Annotated in this window: 21 protein-coding genes; 15 read left to right on the top strand and 6 right to left on the bottom strand. The window is 72.7% G+C overall.

What is annotated here, in order from left to right; genetic code table 11:
• Window positions 1-15: 15 nt before the first annotated feature.
• Entirely contained in the window at window positions 16-1,341 is a 1,326-nt protein-coding gene (locus ACWD01_RS11665; protein WP_451160589.1) for a DUF2252 domain-containing protein, read from the bottom strand.
• A 224-nt stretch (window positions 1,342-1,565) separates the two neighbouring features.
• On the opposite strand from ACWD01_RS11665, the gene dnaE reads away from it, so the two are divergent.
• Window positions 1,566-5,105, top strand: coding sequence for a DNA polymerase III subunit alpha (gene dnaE, locus ACWD01_RS11660; protein ID WP_451160587.1), 3,540 nt, complete (start codon window positions 1,566-1,568; stop codon window positions 5,103-5,105).
• A gap of 144 nt (window positions 5,106-5,249) precedes the next feature.
• Here the strand turns inward: dnaE and ACWD01_RS11655 are convergent, their stop codons facing one another.
• The gene (locus ACWD01_RS11655; RefSeq protein WP_356892017.1) at window positions 5,250-5,423 is read right to left on the bottom strand and encodes a hypothetical protein; all 174 of its coding nucleotides are present in this window, start codon (window positions 5,421-5,423) and stop codon (window positions 5,250-5,252) included.
• Between the two features lie 249 nt (window positions 5,424-5,672).
• On the opposite strand from ACWD01_RS11655, the gene ACWD01_RS11650 reads away from it, so the two are divergent.
• Genes ACWD01_RS11650 through ACWD01_RS11635 form a run of 4 tightly spaced genes read left to right on the top strand, consistent with a single transcriptional unit; the run spans window position 5,673 to window position 9,472 of the window.
• Window positions 5,673-6,953: an NYN domain-containing protein gene (locus ACWD01_RS11650; RefSeq protein ID WP_451160585.1), complete on the top strand. Its 1,281-nt coding sequence runs from the start codon at window positions 5,673-5,675 to the stop codon at window positions 6,951-6,953.
• Between the two features lie 20 nt (window positions 6,954-6,973).
• A complete protein-coding gene (locus ACWD01_RS11645; RefSeq protein ID WP_451160711.1) occupies window positions 6,974-7,948 on the top strand; it encodes an ABC transporter ATP-binding protein in 975 nt (324 codons plus the stop codon).
• Complete coding sequence (locus ACWD01_RS11640) at window positions 7,945-8,769, top strand: ABC transporter permease (protein ID WP_451160583.1); 825 nt, start codon at window positions 7,945-7,947, stop codon at window positions 8,767-8,769. The genes ACWD01_RS11645 and ACWD01_RS11640 overlap by 4 nt, the downstream gene beginning before the upstream one ends.
• Before the next feature lie 34 nt (window positions 8,770-8,803).
• Window positions 8,804-9,472, top strand: a complete 669-nt coding sequence (locus ACWD01_RS11635; RefSeq protein WP_451160581.1) for an ABC transporter permease — start codon at window positions 8,804-8,806, stop codon at window positions 9,470-9,472.
• Window positions 9,473-10,014: 542 nt separating this feature from the next.
• On the opposite strand, the gene ybaK is transcribed toward ACWD01_RS11635, so the two are convergent.
• The 4 genes from ybaK to ACWD01_RS11615 all read right to left on the bottom strand — a co-directional run bounded on the left by ybaK (window position 10,015) and on the right by ACWD01_RS11615 (window position 14,159).
• Window positions 10,015-10,524, bottom strand: coding sequence for a Cys-tRNA(Pro) deacylase (gene ybaK / locus ACWD01_RS11630; protein ID WP_451160579.1), 510 nt, complete (start codon window positions 10,522-10,524; stop codon window positions 10,015-10,017).
• 17 nt (window positions 10,525-10,541) lie between these two features.
• Entirely contained in the window at window positions 10,542-11,282 is a 741-nt protein-coding gene (locus ACWD01_RS11625) for an LON peptidase substrate-binding domain-containing protein (protein ID WP_451160577.1), read from the bottom strand.
• An 86-nt stretch (window positions 11,283-11,368) separates the two neighbouring features.
• The gene (locus ACWD01_RS11620) at window positions 11,369-12,439 is read right to left on the bottom strand and encodes a hypothetical protein (RefSeq protein WP_451160575.1); all 1,071 of its coding nucleotides are present in this window, start codon (window positions 12,437-12,439) and stop codon (window positions 11,369-11,371) included.
• A 115-nt stretch (window positions 12,440-12,554) separates the two neighbouring features.
• Window positions 12,555-14,159, bottom strand: a complete 1,605-nt coding sequence (locus ACWD01_RS11615; protein WP_451160573.1) for an oxidoreductase — start codon at window positions 14,157-14,159, stop codon at window positions 12,555-12,557.
• 149 nt (window positions 14,160-14,308) lie between these two features.
• Here ACWD01_RS11615 and hisD point away from each other — a divergent pair, with 149 nt between their 5' ends.
• The 10 genes from hisD to ACWD01_RS11565 all read left to right on the top strand — a co-directional run bounded on the left by hisD (window position 14,309) and on the right by ACWD01_RS11565 (window position 24,482).
• Window positions 14,309-15,631, top strand: coding sequence for a histidinol dehydrogenase (gene hisD, locus ACWD01_RS11610; RefSeq protein ID WP_451160571.1), 1,323 nt, complete (start codon window positions 14,309-14,311; stop codon window positions 15,629-15,631).
• The gene (locus ACWD01_RS11605; RefSeq protein ID WP_451160569.1) at window positions 15,628-16,749 is read left to right on the top strand and encodes a histidinol-phosphate transaminase; all 1,122 of its coding nucleotides are present in this window, start codon (window positions 15,628-15,630) and stop codon (window positions 16,747-16,749) included. Before hisD ends, ACWD01_RS11605 begins: the two co-directional genes overlap by 4 nt.
• Window positions 16,746-17,342 carry an imidazoleglycerol-phosphate dehydratase HisB gene (gene hisB / locus ACWD01_RS11600; RefSeq protein WP_451160567.1) on the top strand — a complete coding sequence of 199 codons (597 nt, stop codon included), beginning with the start codon at window positions 16,746-16,748 and terminating at the stop codon, window positions 17,340-17,342. The genes ACWD01_RS11605 and hisB overlap by 4 nt, the downstream gene beginning before the upstream one ends.
• Window positions 17,339-17,506: a hypothetical protein gene (locus tag ACWD01_RS11595; RefSeq protein ID WP_451160565.1), complete on the top strand. Its 168-nt coding sequence runs from the start codon at window positions 17,339-17,341 to the stop codon at window positions 17,504-17,506. The genes hisB and ACWD01_RS11595 overlap by 4 nt, the downstream gene beginning before the upstream one ends.
• Entirely contained in the window at window positions 17,503-18,153 is a 651-nt protein-coding gene (gene hisH, locus ACWD01_RS11590; RefSeq protein WP_451160563.1) for an imidazole glycerol phosphate synthase subunit HisH, read from the top strand. The genes ACWD01_RS11595 and hisH overlap by 4 nt, the downstream gene beginning before the upstream one ends.
• A complete protein-coding gene (priA, locus tag ACWD01_RS11585; protein WP_451160561.1) occupies window positions 18,153-18,878 on the top strand; it encodes a bifunctional 1-(5-phosphoribosyl)-5-((5-phosphoribosylamino)methylideneamino)imidazole-4-carboxamide isomerase/phosphoribosylanthranilate isomerase PriA in 726 nt (241 codons plus the stop codon). Before hisH ends, priA begins: the two co-directional genes overlap by 1 nt.
• Window positions 18,875-19,288 carry a RidA family protein gene (locus ACWD01_RS11580; RefSeq protein ID WP_451160559.1) on the top strand — a complete coding sequence of 138 codons (414 nt, stop codon included), beginning with the start codon at window positions 18,875-18,877 and terminating at the stop codon, window positions 19,286-19,288. Before priA ends, ACWD01_RS11580 begins: the two co-directional genes overlap by 4 nt.
• Entirely contained in the window at window positions 19,285-20,040 is a 756-nt protein-coding gene (gene hisF / locus ACWD01_RS11575; RefSeq protein ID WP_451160557.1) for an imidazole glycerol phosphate synthase subunit HisF, read from the top strand. The genes ACWD01_RS11580 and hisF overlap by 4 nt, the downstream gene beginning before the upstream one ends.
• Window positions 20,041-20,238: 198 nt before the next feature.
• Complete coding sequence (gene bdeA, locus ACWD01_RS11570; protein ID WP_451160555.1) at window positions 20,239-21,168, top strand: bis(hydroxyethyl) terephthalate hydrolase; 930 nt, start codon at window positions 20,239-20,241, stop codon at window positions 21,166-21,168.
• 209 nt (window positions 21,169-21,377) lie between these two features.
• A complete protein-coding gene (locus tag ACWD01_RS11565; protein ID WP_451160553.1) occupies window positions 21,378-24,482 on the top strand; it encodes a LuxR C-terminal-related transcriptional regulator in 3,105 nt (1,034 codons plus the stop codon).
• The last annotated feature ends 40 nt before the right edge of the window (window positions 24,483-24,522 follow it).

Genomic DNA, 24,522 nt, shown 5'->3' with positions numbered 1-24,522 from the left:
CCGAGGTCCGGGGGCCTACAGGCCCGGGATCCGGCCGTTGCGGAACAGGTCCACGAAGATCTGGTGGTCGGTCCGCGCCCTGGCCCCGTAGCCGTGCGCGAACTCCACGAGCAGGTCTCCGAAGCCCTCCTCGTCGGCGGCGATCGCAGCGTCGATGGCCCGCTCGGTCGAGAACGGCACCAGCGAGTGGCCGCTCTCGTCGTCGGCGGCGGCGTGCATGGTCGCCGTGGCCCGGCCGAGGTCGGCGACGACGGCCGCGATCTCGTCCAGGTCGTCGATGTCGGACCAGTCCAGATCCACCGCGTACGGGGAGACCTCGGCGACCAACTGGCCGGAGCCGTCCAGCTCGGTCCAGCCGAGCCACGGATCGGCGTGGTCCTGGAGGGCGCGCTGCGAGATCACCGTGCGGTGCCCCTCGTGCTGGAAGTAGTCGCGCACCTGGGGGTCGCTGATGTGCCGGGAGACCGCGGGGGTCTGCGCCTGCTTCATGTAGATCACGACATCGTTCTCGAGGGCGTCGCTGTTGCCCTCCAGCAGGATGTTGTACGACGGCAGGCCGGCCGAGCCGATCCCGATGCCGCGCCGGCCCACGACGTCCTTGACCCGGTAGGAGTCGGGGCGGGTCAGGCTGGACTCGGGCAGCGTCTCCAGATAGCCGTCGAAGGCGGCCAGCACCTTGTACCGGGTGGCCGCGTCCAGCTCGATCGCGCCGCCGTCGGCGGCGAACCGGCGCTCGAAGTCGCGGATCTCCGTCATCGAGTCCAGCAGCGAGAACCGGGTCAGCGAGCGCGCCATGCGCAGCGCCCCGAGCAGCGGCCCCTCCGCCGTGTCCAGGGTGAAGGGCGGCACGTCGTCGTCCTTGGCGCCGGTCGCCAGCGCGTGGATGCGCTCGCGGTAGGCGGTGGCGCAGATCCGCACCAGCTCGGTGATCCGCTCGTCGCTGAGCGCCTTGGTGTAGCCGATCAGGGCGAGCGAGGCGGCCAGCCGCTTGAGGTCCCAGGTGAACGGGCCCACATAGGCCTCGTCGAAGTCGTTGACGTTGAAGACCAGCCGGCCGTTGGCGTCCATGTACGTGCCGAAGTTCTCCGCGTGGAGATCGCCGTGGATCCACACCCGGCCCGTCCGCTCGTCCAGATAGGGGCCGGCGTGCTGCTCCCGCTCCAGGTCCTTGTAGAACAGGCAGGCCGTGCCCCGGTAGAAGGCGAAGGCCGAGGCAGCCATCTTGCGGAACTTGACCCGGAACGCGGCCGGGTCGGCGGCCAGGAGCTCGCCGAAGGCGGTGTCGAAGACGGCGAGGATCTCCTCGCCGCGCTGCTCGGCGGTGGGCTGCGGGACCGGCATCTCGGGGTGCCTCCTGGTGCATGGCGGAACGGGACGGCGTCTCCGCCCCGTGCAACGTACGAAGGTACGTGGGAGTGCCCGTCCGCGACTCGGCCGCCGCCCTCGCCGGGGGTCGCCGCCGGGCGGTTTCCGACCGGAGTGTCAGTGGCGCGACGTAGACTTCCAGGCTGTCCCCCGGGACTGTCCGCAGCCTGTCGCCCACTGTTCTTCGGAGGCCCGTCGCCGTGACCAAGCCGCCCTTCACGCACCTGCACGTCCACACCCAGTACTCGCTGCTGGACGGTGCCGCGCGGCTCAAGGACATGTTCGAGGCGTGCAACGAGATGGGCATGACCCATATCGCCATGTCCGACCACGGCAACCTGCACGGGGCGTACGACTTCTTCCACACGGCGGAGAAGGCCGGGGTCACGCCCATCATCGGCATCGAGGCGTACGTCGCCCCGGAGTCCCGGCGCAACAAGCGGAAGATCCAGTGGGGGCAGCCGCACCAGAAGCGGGACGACGTCTCCGGTTCGGGTGGCTACACCCACAAGACGATCTGGGCCGCGAACTCCACGGGCCTGCACAACCTCTTCCGGCTCTCCTCCGACGCGTACGCGGAGGGCTGGCTGCAGAAGTGGCCGCGGATGGACAAGGAGACCATCTCGCAGTGGTCGGAGGGCCTGATCGCCTCGACCGGCTGCCCCTCGGGCGAGCTGCAGACCCGGCTGCGCCTCGGCCAGTTCGACGAGGCCCTCAAGTCCGCCTCCGAGTACCAGGACATCTTCGGCAAGGACCGGTACTTCCTGGAGCTGATGGACCACGGCATCGAGATCGAGCGCCGCGTCCGCGACGGACTGCTGGAGATCGGCAAGAAGCTCGGCATCCCGCCGCTGGTGACCAACGACTCCCACTACACGTACGCGCACGAGGCGACCGCGCACGACGCGCTGCTGTGCATCCAGACCGGCAAGAACCTCTCCGACCCGGACCGCTTCCGGTTCGACGGCACGGGCTACTACCTGAAGTCGACGGACGAGATGTACGCCATCGACTCCTCGGACGCCTGGCAGGAGGGCTGCCGCAACACCCTGCTGGTCGCCCAGCAGATCGACACCACCGGCATGTTCGAGAAGCGCGACCTCATGCCGAAGTTCGAGATCCCCGAGGGCCACACCGAGGTCACCTGGTTCAAGGAGGAAGTCCAGCGGGGCATGCACCGCCGCTTCCCGGACGGCATCCCCGAGGACCGTCAGAAGCAGGCCGAGTACGAGATGGACGTCATCATCCAGATGGGGTTCCCGGGGTACTTCCTCGTCGTCGCCGACTTCATCATGTGGGCCAAGAACAACGGCATCGCGGTGGGCCCCGGCCGTGGCTCCGCGGCCGGCTCCATCGTGGCGTACGCGATGGGCATCACCGACCTCGACCCGATCCCGCACGGCCTGATCTTCGAGCGGTTCCTCAACCCCGAGCGCGTCTCCATGCCCGACGTCGACATCGACTTCGACGAGCGCAGGCGCGTCGAGGTGATCAGGTACGTGACGGAGAAGTACGGCGCCGACAAGGTCGCCATGATCGGCACGTACGGCAAGATCAAGGCGAAGAACGCGATCAAGGACTCCGCCCGCGTGCTGGGCTATCCGTACGCGATGGGCGACCGGCTCACCAAGGCCATGCCCGCCGACGTCCTGGGCAAGGGCATCGACCTCAACGGCATCACCGACCCCACCCACCCGCGCTACAGCGAGGCGGGCGAGATCCGGGCGATGTACGAGAACGAGCCGGACGTGAAGAAGGTCATCGACACCGCGCGCGGCGTGGAGGGCCTGGTCCGGCAGATGGGCGTGCACGCGGCCGGCGTGATCATGTCCAGCGAGCCGATCGTCGACCACGCCCCGATCTGGGTGCGGCACACCGACGGCGTGACCATCACCCAGTGGGACTACCCGCAGTGCGAGTCGCTCGGCCTGCTGAAGATGGACTTCCTCGGCCTGCGCAACCTCACGATCATGGACGACGCCATCAAGATGGTGAAGTCCAACAAGGGCATCGACCTGGAGATGCTCTCCCTCCCGCTGGACGACCCGACGACCTTCGAACTGCTCCAGCGCGGTGACACCCTCGGCGTCTTCCAGTTCGACGGCGGGCCGATGCGCTCCCTGCTGCGGCTGATGAAGCCCGACAACTTCGAAGACATCTCCGCCGTGTCCGCGCTCTACCGCCCGGGCCCGATGGGCATGAACTCGCACACGAACTACGCCCTGCGCAAGAACAAGCAGCAGGAGATCACCCCGATCCACCCGGAGCTGGAGGAGCCGCTCAGGGAGGTCCTGGACGTCACCTACGGCCTGATCGTCTATCAGGAGCAGGTCCAGAAGGCCGCCCAGATCATCGCCGGGTACTCGCTCGGCGAGGCCGACATCCTCCGCCGCGTGATGGGCAAGAAGAAGCCCGACGAGCTGGCGAAGAACTTCGTCCTCTTCCAGCAGGGCGCCCGGGACAAGGGCTACAGCGACGAGGCCATCCAGGCGCTGTGGGACGTGCTGGTCCCCTTCGCCGGATACGCCTTCAACAAGGCCCACTCCGCCGCGTACGGCCTCGTCTCCTACTGGACGGCGTACCTCAAGGCCAACCACCCCGCGGAGTACATGGCGGCGCTGCTCACCTCGGTCAAGGACGACAAGGACAAGTCGGCCGTCTATCTGAACGAGTGCCGGCGCATGGGCATCAAGGTCCTGCCGCCCAACGTCAACGAGTCCATGTCGAACTTCGCCGCCCAGGGCGACGACGTGATCCTCTTCGGCCTCACCGCCGTGCGCAACGTCGGGCAGAACGTGGTCGAGTCGATCATCAGGACCCGCAAGGCGAAGGGGAAGTACAGCTCCTTCCCCGACTTCCTCGACAAGGTCGAGGCCGTCGTCTGCAACAAGCGCACCGTCGAGTCGCTCATCAAGGCCGGCGCCTTCGACGAGATGGGCCACACCCGCAAGGGCCTCGTCGCCCACCACGAGCCGATGATCGACAACGTGGTCGCGGTCAAGCGCAAGGAGGCCGAGGGCCAGTTCGACCTCTTCGGCGGCATGAGCGAGGAGGCCAGCGACGAGCCGGGCTTCGGACTCGACGTGGAGTTCTCCGACATCGAGTGGGAGAAGTCGTACCTGCTCGCGCAGGAGCGCGAGATGCTCGGTCTCTACGTCTCCGACCACCCGCTGTTCGGTATCGAGCACGTCCTGTCCGACAAGACGGACGCCGCGATCTCCCAGCTCACCGGCGGCGAGCACAGCGACGGCGCGGTCGTCACCATCGGCGGCATCATCTCCGGCCTCCAGCGCAAGATGACCAAGCAGGGCAACGCCTGGGCCATCGCCACCGTCGAGGACCTCGCCGGCTCCATCGAGTGCATGTTCTTCCCGGCGACGTACCAGCTCGTCTCCACCCAGCTCGTCGAGGACACCGTGGTGTTCGTCAAGGGCCGGCTCGACAAGCGCGAGGACATCCCGCGGCTGGTCGCGATGGAGCTGATGGTCCCCGACCTGTCCTCCGCGGGCACCAACGCGCCCGTGGTGGTGACCATCCCGACGGTCAAGGTCACCCCGCCCATGGTCAGCCGCCTCGGCGAGATCCTCAGCCATCACAAGGGCAACACGGAGGTGCGGATCAAGCTCCAGGGCCCCCGCAAGACCACGGTCCTGCGGCTCGACCGGCACCGGGTGCAGCCCGATCCCGCGCTCTTCGGCGACCTGAAGGTGCTGCTCGGTCCGTCCTGCCTGGCCGGCTGACCGGACCCGAGTCCCGCGCGGACCGCGGCACACGCAGAAGGCACACGCAGAAGGCACACGCAGAAGGCACACGCAGAAGGGGCGCTCCCGTCGTCACGGGAGCGCCCCTTCTGGCGTTACGCGTCATGCGTCAAGGCAGCGCGGTCAGTTGTGGCCGAAGCGCTTCTGCCGGCCCTTGTGGGCCACGTCGGACGGAGTGACCGACTGCGCCCGCTGCTCGGCCTGCGCCTCCATCGAGGAGCTGCGGGCCTGCTGGGAGCCGCGCTCCGCGGGAGAGGACTTGTTCTGACTGCGTTCCTGCTTCTTGTTCTTGGCCATGGGATGCCTCCTGTGAGGGTCGAGGGCCTGCCCTGGGGCGGGCCGCGACCAGACTCACATAAGCCTATAACCATCGCATTTTGGATCATCGCGGACCGTAATCGCCCCTCGGTACCGGGCAGGGGCCGATCCGCCACGCCGATGATCGAGTTCCGGCCGTTAACCCTCTCGTGGTCGGGCAGACTCGAAGGAAAGCCGGAACAATCCCCGATCCGAAGCACCGTGAGCTCGCGAAAGAGGGTGGTACGCGTGGACCGCTGCGTCGTCCTGGTGGACGCCGGCTATCTGCTGGGCGCCGCCGCCAGCCTGCTCGCCGGAGAGCCCGCCCGGTCGCGGATCACCGTCGACCACGCCGCTCTCATCCAGGGCCTGCGCGAACTCGCGGAAGCCGACACCCAGCAGCCCCTGCTTCGTATCTACTGGTTCGACGGCGCCCCCGACCGCGTCCCCCAGCCGGAACACCGGCGACTGCGCGTGATGCCCCGCGTGACCGTCCGCCTCGGCGCCCTGACCCGCAGCGACGGCCGCTGGGCACAGAAGGGCGTCGACGCGGCGATGCACGCGGAACTGACCGAACTGGCCAGGAACCGTGCCTGCTCCGACGTCGTGCTGGTGACCGGCGACGGCGACCTGCTGCCCGGACTGATGTCGGCCAAGGAACACGGCGTCGCCGTCCACCTCTGGGCCGTCCAGGCCGCGGACGGCGACTACAACCAGTCCGAGGACCTCGTCGCCGAGGCCGACGAACGCCGGGTCCTCGACCGGGTGTGGATCACCCGGGCCGTACGGGCCAAGGAACTGACCGGCATCTGCGCGCCCCCGCCGGCGCCCCGGCCCGAGATCGCGGCCATCCTGTCGGCCCCGCTGCCCGAGTCCGCCCTCGCCGCGGCTGCCGAGCGCGCCGAGGACGCCGTCCGCAACGGCACCCGCACGGCCGCCCCCGAGGACAACGGCGCCGAGCCCGCGCCCGCCCCCGCCAAGGGCGTACCCACCCCCAAGGACCTCGCCGGACTGCGCGCCCCCGGCCCGCAGACCGCCCCGCCCGCGCCGCCCCACCCGCCGAACGCCACCCTGCGCTGGTCCTCCGACAAGGGCTGGATCGAACGGCCCGGCAGCGGAACGCTCGGCGAGCCCCCGGAGACCGCGTCCCTGCCGACCCTGGCCCAGCTCACCAGCGCGGAACAGCGCTGGGCCGACCGCGAGGAGGACATCACCACCGTCGGCGGCGACCCGTTCGAGGTCGGCCAGGTGTTCGCGCGGCGTTGGATGGAGCGGCTGCCGGAGAACGGGCATGTGCAGAGCCTGTCCACCCTGTATCCGCGCATCCCGCACCGCATCGACGGCGAACTGCTGCGCTACGCCGCCCGTTTCGGCCTGCTGGCGCACAAGGACGACCAGATCGACGAGCACGACCGGTATGCGATCCGGGCCGGATTCTGGCGCGAGATCGACGTGCGGACCGCCGCCGAGCACGGCCCGACGGGAGAGCACTCGGGGCCCGAGGGCATCCGGGGCGGACGGACCCCGTAGTCTCGTACCTCGTGAGTACGGTGTGCGTGGTGCGGGATCTGGTCAAGACGTACCCCGCCGCGCGCGGCAGACGGGGCACCCCCGGGACACCCGAGGTGCGTGCCACCGACGGGATCAGCCTCGACGTGCGGGGTGGCGAGATCTTCGGCCTGCTCGGACCCAACGGGGCGGGCAAATCGACCCTGGTGCGACAGCTCACCGGACTGATGCGCCCCGACTCGGGCAGCGTCCTGCTCCTCGGCCACGACCTCGTACGCCACCCGGAGCGCGCCTCCCGGCTCGTCGGCTACCTCGGGCAGGAATCCACCGCGCTCGACGAGCTGACCGTCGCGCTCGCCGCGGAGACCACCGGCAGGCTGCGCGGACTGACCGCACGCGACGCACGCGCCGCGCGGGACGCCGTCCTCGAGGAGCTGGGCCTCACCGGCCTCGCCGCCCGCCCGCTGAAGAAGCTGTCCGGCGGCCAGCGGCGGCTCGCCTGCTTCGCCGCGACCCTCGTCGGGAAACGGCCCGTGCTGGTACTCGACGAGCCCACCACCGGGATGGACCCCGTCGCACGGCGCGCCGTCTGGGCCGCCGTCGACCGCCGCCGCGCCGAGCACGGCGTGACCGTCCTGCTCGTCACCCACAACGTCATCGAGGCGGAGACCGTCCTCGACCGCGTCGCCGTCCTCGACCGCGGCCGGGTCATCGCCTGCGACAGCCCGTCCGGGCTGAAGGAGAGCGTCGCCGGAGAGGTACGGGTGGAGCTGGTGTGGCGCGACCGCGCCCCGCTCGACGTGCCCGAGGTCGCCGCGCTGCGCGGCTCCGCCCAGGAGTCCGGGCGGCGCTGGGTCCTCCGGCTCGGGCCTGAGGAGGCACGGGCGGCCGTCGCCGCGGTGACCGGCGGAGCGGCGTTCTCGGCGCTCGACGACTTCACGCTGACCACGCCGAGCCTGGAGGACGTGTACTTGGCACTCGGAGGGAACACGACGAAAGGGCTGGTCAAGGCGTGAGCATCGTGTCCGCGGAGTCCGCAGGGGCGGTGGCCGCGCGATCGGCGGTGGCGGCGGAGGAGACGCCCGCGGAGCTCGCTCCGCGGGCGCGGCTGCTGCCGGCGCTGGCCGCCGTGTACCGGGCGCAGCTGTCGCGGGCGCGGGTCGCCCGTATCCCGCTGCTGTTCGTGGCGACGTTCCAGTCCGTCGGGATCATGGTGCTGATGCGGGGCGTCGTCGACGGCGGAACGGAGGCGCGCGCGGTCGTCGCGGGCGCCAGCGTCCTCGTCGTCGCCTTCGTCGCGCTCAACCTGCTCGCCCAGTACTTCGGGCAGCTCCGCGCAGGCGGCGGCCTCGACCACTACGCGACGCTCCCCGTGCCGCCCGCCGCAGTCGTCCTCGGCGCGGCGGCCGCCTACGCCTCCTTCACCGTGCCCGGCACGGTGGTGACGGCCATCGCGGGCAGCATGCTCTTCCAGCTGCCGCTCACGCACCTGTGGGTGCTGGCCGCGGTGATCCCGCTGGCCGGCGCGGCGCTCGCCGGTCTCGGCGCGGCCCTCGGGCTGCTGGCGCCGCGCCAGGAGCTGGCCACGCTGCTCGGGCAGCTCGGCATGTCGGCGGCGCTGCTCCTCGGCGTCCTCCCGGCCGACCGGCTGCCCGGTCCCATCCCGTACGCCCGCGATCTGCTGCCCTCCACCTACGGGGTCGAGGCCATGGCCCGGACCTTCGACGCGCACCCGGACTGGGCCGCCGTCGGCCTCGATCTCGCGGTCTGCGCGGCGGTCGGAGTCGTCTCGCTGGCGGTCGCGACGTGGGCGTACCGGCGGGCGGCAGTCCGATGAGGCGTCGTCAGAGCGGGCCTGGCACGATGGCGGGGTGACCGCACCTCTGACGCCGCCGCACCAGCCCCACGAGCCCTCCTCGGAGAACAATCCCTGGCAGGCGCCGCCTGCCGGGCCGGGGCCGTCCTCGATGTACGCGCACCGGACGGCGGAGGACAAGGCCGCGGCGGCCGCGGAACTCCGGAAGGACCTGCGGGACTCCGCGCTGATCCTGGTGGCCGTGACGCTCGCGGGCGTGGCCCTCGGCCTGCTGTGGCTGTGGCTGGCCCCGCGGGTGCCGCTGGTCTCCAATGCGGAGGGCGTCTTCCTCAAGGACACGGAGGGAGAGGCGGCGATCGGGGCGGACGGCACGTTCCTGCTGCTGGCGGTCGGCCTCGGCGCGCTGAGCGCGGCGGCGGTCTTCCTCTTCCGCCGGAACGGCGGCATCGCCCTGGTCGTCGCCCTGGCGGTCGGCGGCCTGCTCGCCTCCCTGCTGGGCTGGGGCATCGGCGTCTGGTTCGGCCCGCCGCGGGACGTGGTGGCGCACGCGCGGGAGGTCGGCGAGGGGGTCACCTTCGACGCGTATCTGGAGCTGCGGGCGAAGGGGGTGCTGCTGGCGTGGCCGGTGGCGGCGATGCTGGTGCACCTGGGTCTGACGGCGCTGTTCGGGCCGCGCGACCCGGAGCCGGACGACTGGCCGGAGGCGCGGCCGGCTCCGCAGTGACGTTTCCCTGCAGGGGGCTTGTTCCCCTACCCGCCCCTTCCCGAGACCGGGCTCTGCCCGGACCCGCGCCTCAATCTCCCCCTACGGCCTGGCGGCCGTGGGGGGACCCCCAGGCGGGGCTGGGTGCGGCCGGTCTTGTCGGGGCTCCGCCCCGAACCCGGCGCCTCAAACGCCGGCGGGGCTGAAGTTGCCCGAGCCGGCAGGGCTTGGGAGGCGGCCGGTCTTGTCGGGGCTCCGCCCCGAGCCCCGCGCCTCAATCGCCGGCGAGGCTTGAGTTGCCCGGCCGGGCAGGGTTGCCGCGCAGCGGCATTTCCAGCCCGGCCTGGGGGTACTCCCCCTACGCCTGGCGGCGTGGGAGGTGTCCCCACCCACGGCCGCCAGGCCGTAGGGGGAGATTGAGGCCACCGCGCGGAGCGCGGTACCGGGCCCGGGCGGAGGGCGGTGCGGGGTCCGGGGCTTGCCCCCCACGCGGCGGAGCCGCACATCGGTACAGCGGGAAGAGGCGGGGTGGGGAACACGCCCCCGCGCAGCGGACCGGCGCGCTACTGACGCGCGATCGGCGCGAGCGTCGCCGAGGTCAGAGACGTCAGGTCCGCGGGGGACAGCTCGACCTCCAGGCCGCGGCGCCCCGCCGACACGCACACCGTCTCGTGCGCCGACGCCGACGCGTCGACCACCGTCGGCAGCCGCTTGCGCTGCCCCAGCGGGGAGATGCCGCCGCGGACGTAACCCGTCGTGCGTTCCGCCGCCGCCGGGTCCGCCATCGCCGCCCGCTTGCCGCCGACCGCCGCCGCCAGGGCCTTCAGGTCGAGCTGGCCGGCGACGGGGACGACCGCGACCGTCAGGGCGCCGTCGACGTCCGCGACGAGGGTCTTGAAGACGCGGTCGGGGGAGACGCCGAGCGCCTCCGCGGCCTCCTCGCCGTAGGAGGGGGACGACGGGTCGTGGTCGTAGGCGTGCAGAGTGAACGGCGTGCCCGCCGCCGTCAGGGCGACCGTCGCGGGCGTGCCGCCCGGCTGCTTCTTCGTCTTCTTCGTCGCGTTCTTGGCCACGACAGGGACTCCTCGCGTCAGTTGGGGCTCGTCGGCCGCCATGTCAGATCGACGGCCGGCAGCGACGGCAGATGCCGCAGCACGGCCGTCTCCGCCCGCAGCAGCGTCAGCTCCTCGCGCAGCCGCGTCGCCGTGTCCGGCGCCTGGAGCAGGCGCTGTTTCGCGGGGGTGTCGAGTACCGCCGCCGCGGCGACGAGGTAGGAGACGACCGACGGGTCGTCGGGCAGTTCCGCGCCCGTCGACAGCGACCGCTCCCGCGCTCCCGCCAGCCGCTTCTGGTAGCTGCGGAAGGCCCGCAGCACGCCCTCCGCCAAGGTCCCCGCGCCCTCGCCCGCTTCCTCGGGGAGCTCTTCGAGCTCCGCCGTGAGGTACGGGCCGGTCGCGTCGACGGACAGCAGTTTGACGCGGGTCGTGCCGGTGGCGAGCACCTCGAAGCTGCCGTCCCCGCGTTCCCGGACGGTCGCCGCGTCGGCGATGCAGCCGACCCGGTGGAACGCCTGGGCCGGGTCGGGGCCGAAGCCGGCGGCGGGGCCGCGCTCCGTGACGGCTGTCGCGTCCGGCATTCCCGGCGCGGCGGGCGCGACCTCGCGTCCGTCGCGGATGGCGACCACGGCGAAGCGCCGCGGCTCCTCCTCGCTCGTCTTCAGCAGCTCGCGCATCATGGCGCGATAACGCTCCTCGAAAATGTTCAGCGGCAGCACAAGGCCCGGGAACAGAACCGAGTTCAGCGGGAAGAGCGGCAGGCGAGCGGTGGTCACAGCGCTCAAGAGTAATGGTCGGGCGACCCGGCCGGTGTCTCCCCCCGCGACCGGCGCCGGCAAGGGCGGCCGCCCCCTCCCGCCGCCTACCGTCCGGCCGCCGTGGCCGGTCCTCTGCGCCCGCGCTCCGGCCGCCGTGCCCAGTGCGCCGCCCGCCCCATCCGTGGCGGCAGCGGGGTCGCCGCCGCGACCTCGATCCGTGCGCCGTCCCGGGTCCTGAGGAACCGGTCCAGCGGGTCCTCGGTCACGGACGACCACGGGAAGGACGTCGCGTACGGGCCGATCAGCCGGAACTGCGTCAGCGCCTCCTCCCAGCGTCCCCGCGCCACCAGCACGTACGCGAGCGGGTTCCGTACCTCGGCGGGCCACGGGTCGCCCGGGCCGTACTCGCGGGAGAGCTCGACCCCGAGGTCCGCCGCCGCGTCGATCCGGTCGTCCTGCACGGACGTCCGCGCCGCCCCGCTGAGCAGCTGGACGCACGCCGCCCGCAGTGGCAGCGCCTGCACCAGCGAGCCGGGCAGGGCGTCCTCCGCGGCCTTCTCCGCGAAGTCGAAGCACTCGCGGTGGGAGCCGTACCACTGGGCGGAGAGATATTTGAGCGCCGCCACATGGCAGCCGTAGTGGTGCGAGGAGCGGCGCACCGCCTGCTCCCACAGCGACTCGAACGCCGTGTGCGTGGCGTGCGTGCCGCGTGCGTGGTCGAGGGCGATCCGCCAGGGCACGGGGTCGCCCGGCTCGGCCTGCGCCGCCGCGTCGATCAGCGGGGCCAGCTCGCGCAGCAGTTCCGCCCGGGCGGGCGACTCCCAGGCCGTCCGGACCGCCAGCTCGGCCTTGAGGACGAGGGCGTCCGGGTCGCGGGGGGAGTCGGCGAGCCAGCGGCAGAGCCATTCGTCCCGGTTGCGGGCGAAGGCCGCGAGCCGTACGACGTACCGGTCGCGGTTCTCCCACTCGGCCGATTCCCGGGTGGCGGCCAGCAGCCGCGCGGCCGGTTCGTACTCCCCGGCGGCGGCCGCGACCAGCACCGGGGCGAGCCTGTCGTCGGGGGCGTCGAGGAGCACCGCCTCCGCGGGAGTGAGGGCGTCGGCGAGCCGTGGCGCATGTCGGATCATGCGCGCGGTACGGATCAGGGCGCGAAGCAGTGGCATGGTGCGGACCATTGAAAAGCCGCAGGTGAACGCCGCGCCAGAGGGCGCCTGTGAAGCTTTGGTGGCAACCGGACGGGTACCCGGATGGTTGTCCTCTCCGAAGTCAAGAGACGGTAAAGAAAGCGACTCAGCCGCGACGCAGCAACCGTGTCGCCCCTGCCGCCACCGTCGTCGCGAGAATCCAGCCCAGCAGCACCAGTACGGCGGCGGCCCACTGCCATCCGCCCTGTAATCGCCAGTGGCCGTCCTGGCCGAGATTGATCACCGGCACCAGCAGATCGAGGGCGTACAGCGCCGGATTCCACTCCGGGTGCTCGGCGGGCTTGATGGGCGGCGGGGCGATCTGGGCGAAGGCGACCGCGCCGGCCGCCCACAGCACCGCCATCCACAGCGCCGCCCGGCCGGGCCGGTAGCCGTACGCCACCGTCCAGTCCTGCAGATATCCCCACAACTTCCCGGCCAGCGGCAGCGTCTCCCGGCGGCGCCGGTTCTTGGCCAGCAGCACCTCCCGGGCGTCCGCGTCCTCCCCGCTGTTGCGCAGCACGGTCGCGAGCCGTTCGTACGGCTCCGGTGAGTACTCCGGCGTCGCGGACGCCACCCACTCCAGCCGCCGAGACAGCGGGAACTCCTCGTACGGCACCAGGTTCTCGTAGACGAAGCCGCCCATCGCCAGGCCACCGGGGCCGGGCCAGCTCGCCGCCAGGTCGATCAGGGTCACGACCTTGGCGCCGTTGAGCACGACCCGTCCTTCCTCCGGGCGCTCCGCGTTGAACCGCAGCTCGGGCGTGGAGATCCGGCGCAGCGACAGCTCCTCGCGCGGACTGAGCACGAACCGCGCCCGCTGGAGGTCGACGGCGTCGCCGAACCGGCCGTCGTCGAGGCGGACGCCGCCGTGGCACTCGAAGGGCTGGAGCCGCGAGCCGCGCTCCGGGTTGCCGTACGACGTGGTGGTGCCGAACGGGGGAGTGGCGCCCTGGTTGCCGGTGGCCACGCTCACCCAGGCCCCCGTCATGTAGAGCGTGCGCTCCACGCTCAGCTGCGGCGCGTTCAGCGCGCGGCGCTCCGCCGCGGCCCGCAGCCGGCTGCCGCGCAGACTGAGGGACACGCCGACCTTCGCCCCGCGGAGGCTGAACTCGCCGTATGTCTCGATCAGTTCGGCCTGCAGGTCCTGGGCGACCGACAGGCCGTCGGCGGTGATGGCCCGGCCCCGGCGGTCCGGCCGCACATGGATCTGGTTGATCAGCAGGTCCGTGCCGATCTGGGCGTCCGTGAGCCGGATGCCGTGGTCGACGCGGCAGCGCGGCAGATGGAGATCGCCCTCCGTGCGCAGCCTCGCCGCCTCGATCCTCGGTATCGCGCAGCCGACCATGCGCACGGTGGTGAAGTGCGCCTCCGGCATCAGCAGCTCGTTCTCGAAGCGGCAGCCGTGCAGCTCCACGTACGGGGCGATGCTGCCGCCGGCCAGTTTGAGGGTGCCGGTGATCTGCACCCCGCGCAGTTTGAGCGCGGCGACCCGGCCCGGCCTGGCGGCCGGGGCGTTCAGCAGCAGCCGCGCCACGATGGACGCGCGGACGATGCGCTCCGGGCCCCAGGGCAGGGGCGAGAAGGGATCGTTCAGCAGGGGATCGGTGTCGCTGAGGTCGTGCGTGCTTCCGTTTCTGAAGGCGTTCCACATGTGCAGCTCGGTCGGGCTCAGCCCGTCCGGAGGCCCGTCGTCCAGCGGCTCGGTCACTGCCGCCCCTCCGCTTCGTTGGCTCGTACAGTTGTTCTTTCCCGCTGAGTGACGGCCTGAACGCTAGTGGTGATGGTCAACTCCTGGGTCCTGTATCAGCCACTGATACGGGAAACAAGCGTTGGTTCCGGTCTGCGAGAATTGGTTGCGTGATCTCTAGAATCGATCTGCGTGGCGACGCCCTCCCCGAGGGTGGCGCTCTGCGCGACCTGCTGCCCCGTGCCGAGTTCGACGTGGAAGCCGCCCTGGAGAAGGTGCGGCCCATCTGCGAGGACGTGCATCATCGCGGCGACGCGGCGCTGATCGAGTACGCGGAGAAATTCGACGGCGTGGCGCTGGACCAGGTGCGGGTGCCCGCCGCCGCCCTGACCAGGGCGCTCGACCAGCTCGACCCCGAGGTCAGGGCCGCCCTCGAGGAGTCCATCCGCCGTGCCCGCATCGTCCACCGCGCCCAGCGCCGAAGCGAGCACACCACCCAGGTCGTACCGGGCGGCACCGTCACCGAGAAATGGGTGCCGGTCGACCGCGTCGGGCTGTACGCGCCCGGCGGCCGGTCGGTCTACCCCTCCTCCGTGATCATGAACGTGGTCCCGGCGCAGGAGGCGGGCGTCGAGTCCATCGCGCTGGCCTCCCCGGCGCAGAAAGAGTTCGCGGGCCTGCCGCACCCGACGATCCTCGCCGCCTGCGCACTGCTCGGCGTCGACGAGGTGTACGCGGCCGGCGGCGCGACCGCCGTCGCGATGTTCGCGTACGGCACCGAGTCCTGCCCGCCCGCCAACATGGTCACCGGCCCCGGCAACATCTGGGTCGCCGCCGCCAAGCGCTACTTCACCGGCCGCATCGGCATCGACGCCGAGGCCGGCCCGACCGAGATCGCGGTCCTCGCGGACGGCACCGCCGACCCCGTGCACGTCGCCGCCGACCTGATCAGCCAGGCCGAGCACGACCCGCTTGCCGCGGCCGTGCTGGTCACCGACTCCGAGGAGCTGGCCGCCGCCGTCGAGCGGGAGCTGGCGCCGCAGGTCGCCGCGACCAAGCACGTCGAGGACCGGATCAAGCCGGCGCTCGCCGGCCGGCAGTCCGCGATCGTGCTCGTCTCCGGCATCGAGGACGGCCTCAAGGTCGTCAACGCCTACGGCGCCGAGCACCTGGAGATCCAGACCGCCGACGCCGCCGCCCTCGCCGCCCGGGTGCGCAACGCGGGCGCGGTCTTCGTCGGCCCGTGGGCCCCCGTCTCCCTGGGGGACTACGCGGCCGGGTCCAACCACGTCCTGCCGACCGGCGGCTGCGCCTGCCACTCCTCCGGTCTGTCGGTGCAGTCGTTCCTGCGCGGCATCCACATCGTGGACTACACGCGGGACGCGCTCGCCGAGGTCACCCACCACGTGGTGACGCTCGCGGAGGCGGAGGACCTGCCGGCGCACGGCGCGGCCCTCAAGGCCCGCTTCGGATGGAAGGTCCCGGGCCAGTGACCGACATCGGCATTGACGACCTCCCCATCCGCGACGAGCTCCGCGGCAAGTCCCCGTACGGCGCCCCCCAGCTCGACGTGCCCGTCCGGCTGAACACCAACGAGAACCCGTACCCGCTGCCCGAGCGGCTGGTCGAGCGGATCGCCGAGCGGGTGCGCGACGCGGCCCGCGAGCTCAACCGCTACCCCGACCGGGACGCGGTCGAGCTGCGCACCGAACTGGCCCGCTACCTCACCCGTACCGGCGGCCACCCGGTCGCCCGCGAGAACGTGTGGGCCGCCAACGGTTCCAACGAGGTCATCCAGCAGCTGCTGCAGACCTTCGCCGGACCCGGCCGCATCGCGATGGGCTTCGAGCCGTCGTACTCGATGCACGGCCTGATCTCGCGCGGCACCGGCACCGGCTGGATCTCCGGCCCGCGCGGCGACGACTTCACCATCGACACCGCCGCGGCCCGTGCGGCCGTCGCCGAGCACCGGCCGGACGTGGTGTTCATCACATCGCCGAACAATCCGACCGGCACCGCCGTCGACGCCGCCACGGCCCTCGCCCTGTACGAGGCCGCCCAGGTGGCGAAGCCGTCGCTGGTCGTCGTCGACGAGGCGTACGTGGAATTCAGCCACCGTCCCTCGCTGCTGCCCCTGATCGAGGGCCGCCCCAACCTGGTGATCTCGCGGACCATGTCCAAGGCCTTCGGCGCCGCCGGACTGCGCCTCGGCTACCTGGCCGCGCACCCCGCCGTGGTCGACGCCGTCCAGCTGGTGCGCCTGCCGTACCACCTGTCCGCCGTCACCCAGGCCACCGCGCTCGCGGCCCTGGAGCACACCGATACGCTGCTCGGGTACGTCGAGCAGCTGAAGACCGAGCGGGACCGGCTGGTCGCGGAGCTGCGGGCCATCGGCTACGAGGTCACGGAGTCCGACGCCAACTTCGTGCAGTTCGGCCGGTTCGACGGCGAGGGCGCCGCCCACGCGGTCTGGCAGCGGATCCTCGACCGCGGGGTACTGGTCCGCGACAACGGCGTACCGGGATGGCTGCGGGTCACCGCGGGCACGCCCGAAGAGAACGACGCGTTCCTCGATGCGGTTCGCGCGATCAAGAAGGAGCACAGTTCATGAGCGGCCGCGTAGGACGGGTCGAGCGGACCACCAAGGAGACCTCGGTCGTCGTCGAGATCGACCTCGACGGCACCGGCAAGGTCGACGTCGCCACCGGCGTCGGCTTCTACGACCACATGCTCGACCAGCTCGGCCGGCACGGCCTCTTCGACCTCACCGTCAAGACCGACGGCGATCTGCACATCGACACGCACCACACCATCGAGGACACCGCCCTCGCGCTGGGCGCCGCCTTCAAGCAGGCACTCGGCGACAAGGTCGGCATCTACCGCTTCGGCAACTGCACCGTGCCGCTGGACGAGTCCCTCGCCCAGGTCACCGTCGACCTGTCGGGCCGCCCGTACCTGGTGCACACCGAGCCGGAGAACATGGCGCCGATGATCGGCGCCTACGACACGACGATGACCCGGCACATCTTCGAGTCGTTCGTCGCCCAGGCCCAGATCGCACTGCACATCCACGTCCCGTACGGGCGCAACGCCCACCACATCGTGGAGTGCCAGTTCAAGGCGCTCGCCCGCGCCCTGCGGTACGCATCGGAGCGCGACCCGCGCGCGGCGGGCATTCTGCCCTCCACGAAGGGCGCCCTGTGACAGGCCTGTCGACCGTTCTCATCGTCGTCGGGCTGTTCCTGGCCGGCGGTGTGTACTCGTTCTCCAAGCAGAAGATGCCGAAGGGCCCGGTCGTGCTGCTCGCCGGGGCCTCCGTGATGTGTCTGGTCGCCGGCGTGATGCGGATTCAGGGGATCTGGGGATGACCACAACGACTCCACGCAAGAAGGTCGTCGTCTTCGACTACGGGTTCGGCAACGTCCGCTCCGCCGAGCGCGCGCTCGCCCGGGTCGGCGCCGACGTCGAGATCACCCGTGACTACGACCGGGCCATGAACGCCGACGGGCTGCTCGTGCCCGGCGTCGGCGCCTTCTCCGCCTGCATGGACGGCCTGAAGAAGGCCCGCGGCCAGTGGGTGATCGACCGCAGGCTGTCCGGCGGACGCCCCGTCATGGGCATCTGCGTCGGCATGCAGATCCTCTTCGCCCGCGGCATCGAGCACGGCGTGGAGACGGACGGCCTCGACGAGTGGCCCGGCACCGTCGGCCCGCTCAAGGCGCCCGTCGTGCCGCACATGGGCTGGAACACCGTCGACGCCCCGGCCGGCAGCGAGCTCTTCGCCGGACTGGACGCCGACGCCCGGTTCTACTTCGTGCACTCCTACGCCGTGCACGAGTGGGGTCTGGAGGTCACCAACCCGGCCATGCGCGCCCCCCAGGTCACCTGGGCCACCCACGGCGAGCGGTTCGTCGCCGCCGTCGAGAACGGCGCCCTGTGGGCCACCCAGTTCCACCCCGAGAAGTCCGGCGACGCCGGCGCCCAGCTGCTGACGAATTGGATCGAGACGCTCTGATGCCGAAGCTTGAACTCCTCCCCGCAGTCGACGTCCGCGACGGCCAGGCCGTCCGCCTCGTCCATGGCGAGTCCGGTACCGAGACGTCCTACGGCTCCCCCGTCGAAGCCGCGCTCGCCTGGCAGCGCGCCGGCGCCGAGTGGCTGCACCTCGTCGACCTGGACGCCGCCTTCGGCACCGGTGACAACCGCACGTTGATCGCGGAGGTCGCCGGGGCCATGGACATCAAGGTCGAGCTGTCCGGCGGCATCCGCGACGACGCCTCGCTGGCGGCCGCGCTCGCCACCGGCTGCCGCCGCGTCAACCTGGGCACCGCCGCCCTGGAGACCCCCGAGTGGGTCGCCAAGGTCATCGCGGAGCACGGCGACAAGATCGCCGTCGGTCTCGACGTACGCGGCACGACCCTGCGCGGCCGCGGCTGGACCCGTGACGGCGGCGACCTCTACGAGACCCTGGCCCGTCTCGACTCCGAGGGCTGCGCCCGGTACGTCGTCACCGACATCGCCAAGGACGGCACCCTCCAGGGCCCCAACCTCGAACTGCTGAAGAACGTCTGCGCGGCGACCGACAAGCCGGTCGTCGCCTCCGGCGGCGTCTCGTCCCTGGACGACCTGCGGGCCCTCGCGTCCTTGGTCCCCGACGGCGTCGAGGGCGCCATCGTCGGCAAGGCCCTGTACGCCAAGGCGTTCACGCTCGAGGAGGCCCTCGCGGCGGTGTCCGCATGACCGGTTCCGTGCGCCGGGTGAGCTCGGGCGGTCCCTGGGAGGAGTCCTTCGGCTACTCCCGCGCCGTCCAGCTCCCCAACGGTCTGGTCCTGGTCTCCGGCTGTACGTCGACCGTCGGCGGCGAGATCGCCGCCGACAGCCCGTACCAGCAGACGATCACCGCGTTCGGTGTGGCGATCGACGCGCTGAAGGAGCTCGGGCTCGGCGTCGAGGACGTCGTACGCACCCGGATGTACCTCACGCACGCCCGCGACGTGGAAGACATCGGGCGCGCGCACAAGGAGATCTTCGACGCGGTCCGGCCGGCCGCGTCGATGCTCGTGGTCTCCGGCTTCGTCGACCCCTCGCTGGTCGTCGAGGTCGAGGTCGAGGCGTACCGGCCGGCAGAGACCGATGGAGGTGCCGCATGACTCTCGCGGTACGGGTGATCCCCTGCCTGGACGTCGACAACGGCAGGGTCGTCAAGGGCGTCAACTTCCAGAACCTGCGCGACGCGGGCGACCCCGTCGAGATGGCCAAGCTGTACGACACGGAGGGCGCCGACGAGCTGACCTTCCTCGACATCACCGCCTCGTCCGGCGACCGGGAGACCACCTACGACGTGGTGCGCCGCACCGCCGAGCAGGTCTTCATCCCGCTCACCGTCGGCGGCGGCGTGCGCAGCGCGGAGGACGTCGACAAGCTGCTGCGGGCGGGCGCCGACAAGGTCGGCGTCAACACCGCGGCGATCGCGCGTCCCGAGCTGATCCGGGAGATCGCCGAGCGGTTCGGCCGCCAGGTGCTCGTCCTCTCCGTCGACGCCCGGCGCACCCCCGCGGGCACCTTCGAGGTGACGACGCACGGCGGCCGCCGCGGCACCGGCATCGACGCGGTCGAATGGGCCCACCGGGCCGCCGAGTTGGGGGCCGGCGAGATCCTGCTCAACTCGATGGACGCCGACGGCACCAAGGACGGCTACGACACCGAGATGATCGCCGCCGTGCGGGGGCACGTGACGGTTCCGGTGATCGCCTCCGGCGGCGCCGGCCGGCTCGCGGACTTCCCGCCGGCCGTCGACGCGGGTGCGGACGCGGTGCTCGCGGCCTCGGTGTTCCACTTCGGTGACCTGCGGGTCTCGCAGGTCAAGGACGCGCTGCGGGAGGCGGGCCACCCGGTCCGCTGAGGGTTTCCCGGCGACCCGGCCGCCGCGCGGCCGGGTCGCCAAGACCGGTGAACTTGCCGATGTGCGCCGACCGGGTGCGCCACGACGGTGGTACCGCCATCAACACGGCGGTATCCACCCGGTGCATCCCCCCGGCCCCTGGCGACGACGGGCCGGTCACTCCGGTGTGGCTCCGCCACGACCGAGAGGACCACCCTCGTGCAGCACCCCCACACCTCCCGGAGCCGCACCCGGAAGCTCCGTCACGCACTGGCCGCGGCAGCGGTGGCCGTCGGCCTGTGCACAGCGCTGGTCCCCGGCGCGCAGGCCGCCGACAGCGCGGGCGCCGCCACTCTGGCCGCCGACAACCCGTACGAGCGCGGCCCGGCCCCGACCGAGTCGAGCATCGAGGCGTCCAGGGGCCCGTACTCCGTCTCGGACACGTCCGTCTCCTCGTGGCTGGTCAGCGGCTTCGGCGGCGGCACCATCTACTACCCGACGTCCACCTCGGACGGCACGTTCGGCGCCGTGGTCATCTCGCCCGGCTTCACGGCCAGGCAGTCCAGCATCGCCTGGCTCGGCCCGCGGCTGGCCTCGCAGGGCTTCGTGGTCTTCACGATCGACACCAACTCGATCTACGACCAGCCCGACAGCCGGGGCCGCCAACTCCTCGCCGCGCTCGACTACCTGACGGAGCGCAGCTCCGTCCGCGGCCGGATCGACAGCTCCCGGCTCGGCGTCATGGGCCACTCCATGGGCGGCGGCGGCTCGCTCGAGGCCGCCAAGGACCGGCCCTCCCTGCAGGCGGCGATCCCGCTGACCGGGTGGCACACGGACAAGACCTGGCCCGAACTGCGCACGCCCACGCTGGTGATCGGCGCCGACGGCGACACGGTCGCCCCGGTCTCCTCGCACTCGGAGCCGTTCTACGAGTCGCTCCCCGGCTTGCTCGACAAGGCGTACCTGGAGCTCAACAACGCGAGCCACTTCACGCCGAACACCTCCAACACGACCATCGCGAAGTACAGCATCTCGTGGCTGAAGCGCTTCATCGACAATGACACCCGCTACGAGCAGTTCCTCTGCCCGCTGCCGCGGCCGAGCCTGACCATCGAGGAGTACCGGGGCAACTGCCCGCACACCTCGTAACGCCGACGGGTAACGGGGGGCTGCCGGTGGCGGGTTACCGCCACCGGCAGTGTGCTGTCCGGGGCCGGCCGCCACCGCTCGGGCCGCGCGGGGCCCCACCGGCAGCGCTGTGCGGGCGCACAGCGCGGAGCGGTCACCGCTGGGGCCCGGCCCAATGCGGCGGACGCGGCTCTTCCGGACCGTGTTTACGCGGCAGTAAGTTGCTCGCCGTGACCCCATCGACGACCGTGCACAGTCCCCACCGGCTGTACGGCCGGAACGGTGAACTCGCCTTACTGGACCGGATGCTGTCCCTCCTGCGACAGGGCTGCGGCAGCACCCTCGTCGTCACCGCGCCGCCCGGCCTCGGCCGCAGCGCGCTCGCGCGCCACGCCGTCGGGAGCCGTCGCGGCGGAGCGGTCCTGCACACCCGGGCCGCCCCCGCCGAGGCCACCCTGCCGTACAGCGGACTGCACGCCCTGCTCTGTTCCGCGACCGGACCGCTGCCGCCCGAGGCCGACGACGCGACCCTGCCGGGGCTCGCACCCATCGCGCTCCTCGGAGTGCTGCGGGCGCTGGGCGCCCGCGACCCGCTGCTGGTCTGCGTCGACGACGCGCACGCCTGGGACCACGACTCCCGCGTCGCGCTCGGCTTCGCGGCCCGCCGCCTCGCACTGGGCGACCGCGTCGCGGTCCTGCTCACCGCCACCGACGAACCCGGCGGCCACGACGCCTTCACCGGACTGCCGAGGCTACGGCTCGGGCCCCTCGACGACACGGCCGCCACCGCGCTCTTCGACCGGCTGACGGGCGACGACCGGACCGACCCCGTCGTACGGGACGAACTGTGCCGGGAGGCCGGCGGCAACCCGCGGCTGCTCACCGTGCTCACCCGCGGCCTCACCCCCGACCAGCTCGCCGGCCACGCGCCGCTGCCGCACCCCCTGCCGGGCGCGGAGGACGTCCTCGACGCGTACGCCGCCCGCGCCCGGGCGCTGCCCGCCGACACCCGCTTCCTGCTGCTGCTCGCCGCGGCGGCCCAGGAGCACGAACCGGAAGGCGCCGGCGCCGACGCGGCCCTGCTGCTGCGCGCCGCCCGGCCGGCCGGGCTCGACGCGGAACGGCTGCGGCCCGCGGAACGCGCGGGCGTCCTCCACGGCGACGGCGCGCGCATCCACTTCACGCATCCGCTGCTGCGCACCGCCGTGCTGCGCGGCGCGCAGCCGGCCGGCCGGCGCGCGGCACACCGGCTGCTGGCCGCCGCACTGGACGGGCCGCACCTCGTCCGGGCCAGGCTGGTCCAGCTGGCCTGCGCCTCGGGCGGCCCCGACCCGTCGCTCGCCGACGCCCTGGACCGGGCGGCCGCCGCGCCCGGGCCGCACCCCGACCGGGCCACGGCCCTCGCGCGGGCCGCCGAGCTCACACCCGACGACACCCTGCGCGACGTGCGCTTCGCGACGGCCGCCGAGCACGCCTGGCTGGGCGGTGACCCGGTCAGGGCCCGCGCCCTGCTGACCCGCGTCCGTGCCGCACCGGCCCTGGGCCACGCCCCGTACGTACGCGGCCTGCTCGCCCTCTGCGACGGCCCGGTCGCCGACGCCCACGAGTTCCTGCTCGCGGCCGCCGCGCTCCTGTCCGACCACGACACCGCCCGCTCGACCGCCGCCCTCCTCGCGGCGGCGGAGGCCGCCTGGTCCATGGGCGACGCCCCCGCCTACGCGGCGGCCCTGGCCCGCGTCCCGGCGGTCGCCGACGACGACACGAACCCCGGCCCGGCGACGGGCGCCGGTGATACCCAGGCCGCACGCCCGGCGACGGGCGACCGGGCCGCCGCGCCGGACACGTGCGCCGCGGTGCTGCCTTCCGGCGTGCGCCGGCCCGGGGGGCGGACCGCTCCCTGGCCCGTCCCGACGCCGGCCCGGAGGCCGGACCCGGCCGAGGGCGGCCCGGCTGTCGGCGGGGCGGATCGGGAGGGCGGTGCCCTGGCGGGCGCACGAGGTGTCGCGGCGGACCCGGCCGAGGCCGGGCCGGAGGCGCGGGGCGCCGGCCGGTCCGGGCCGGGGGCGGGCCCGGAGGCCGAGGGCGCCGCACCCGCCCGAGGCGTCGCCTCCGGCCCCGCCGCCCGGCCCGAGGGCCAGGACACGCTCAGCGTGTACGTCGCCGGGGTACTGGCGCTGTTCGCCGGGCGGTTCGACGAGGGGCACGGGCTGCTGCGCAGGTGCGTCGCGGCGGCGGAGCGGGGCGAGGAGCCGGTCGGGCTGCTGCGGTCCGCGGCCGCCGCGCTCGTCGTCGGTGACGTGGACGCCGCCTGCCGGGCCGGGGCCAGGGCCCTGGCCGCCGTACAGGTGCACGGGCCCCGGATGCTGCTGCCCCAGGCGCTGGAGCACCTCGCGTACGGGGAGTTGCGTGCCGGACGGCATCCGCGCGCCCGGGTGCACGCGGAGGAGGGGCTGCGGGCCGCCGGCCGGCTGGGCCGGCGCAACGCCGCCGCCCACCTGCATGCCGTGCTCGCCCTGACCGCGTCCGTCGAGGGCGATGCGGAGGCCTGCGCGCGGCACGCCGACGCCGCGGCGGCCGCCGCCGTGGCGCACGGTCTCGCCCAGGCCGGGAGCCTCGCCGTCTGGGCGGTCGGCCGCGCCGACCTGGCGGCGGGCAGGTGCGCGGAGGCCGCCGCCCGGCTGGGCCCGCTCGTCGTGCCCGGGCCGAGGCAGGGCCACTTCGCGGTCCGGATGCTCGCCGTCCCGTGCTTCGTCGAGGCCGCCGTTCTCGCGGGGCGGCCGGGCGGCGCGGCGGTGGCGGTGGGGGAGTTCCGGATGTGGGCGGCGAGCACCGCGGACCCGCTCGCCCCCGCCCAGCTAGCCCGCTGCCGCGCTCTCCTCGCACCGCCGGAGGAGGCCGCCGCGTGCTACGAGGAGGCGCTCGCGCACCACGACCGGGCGGGCGGCGACTTCGAGCGCGGCCGCACCCTGCTGCTGTACGGGCAGTGGCTGCGGCGCCGCCGCAGGACCAGGGAGGCCCGCGGCCCGCTGCGGGACGCGCTCGTCGCGTTCGAACACTGCGGGGCCCGCGGCTGGGCCGAGCGAGCCCAGGGCGAGCTGCGGGCGGCCGGCGAGGCGGTGACCGGTGACACCGGGAGCGGGCCGCTGGACCGGCTCACCCCGCAGCAGCGGCGCATCGCCCACCACGTGGCGGAGGGCGCCACCAACCGGGAGGTGGCCCTGCGGCTGTCCGTCAGCACCCGGACCGTCGACCACCATCTGCGGAACGTGTTCGCCCTGCTGCAGGTACGCTCCCGGACCGAGCTCGCCCGTCTCCTGGAACGCTCCGGATCCTGACCCCGCGGGGTCGCGTTGCTGGACCGTGATGAGAAGAATG

It is taken from the genome of Streptomyces sp. NPDC002835 (assembly GCF_053591995.1).
This window is presented reverse-complemented; position numbering and strand designations above follow the sequence as displayed.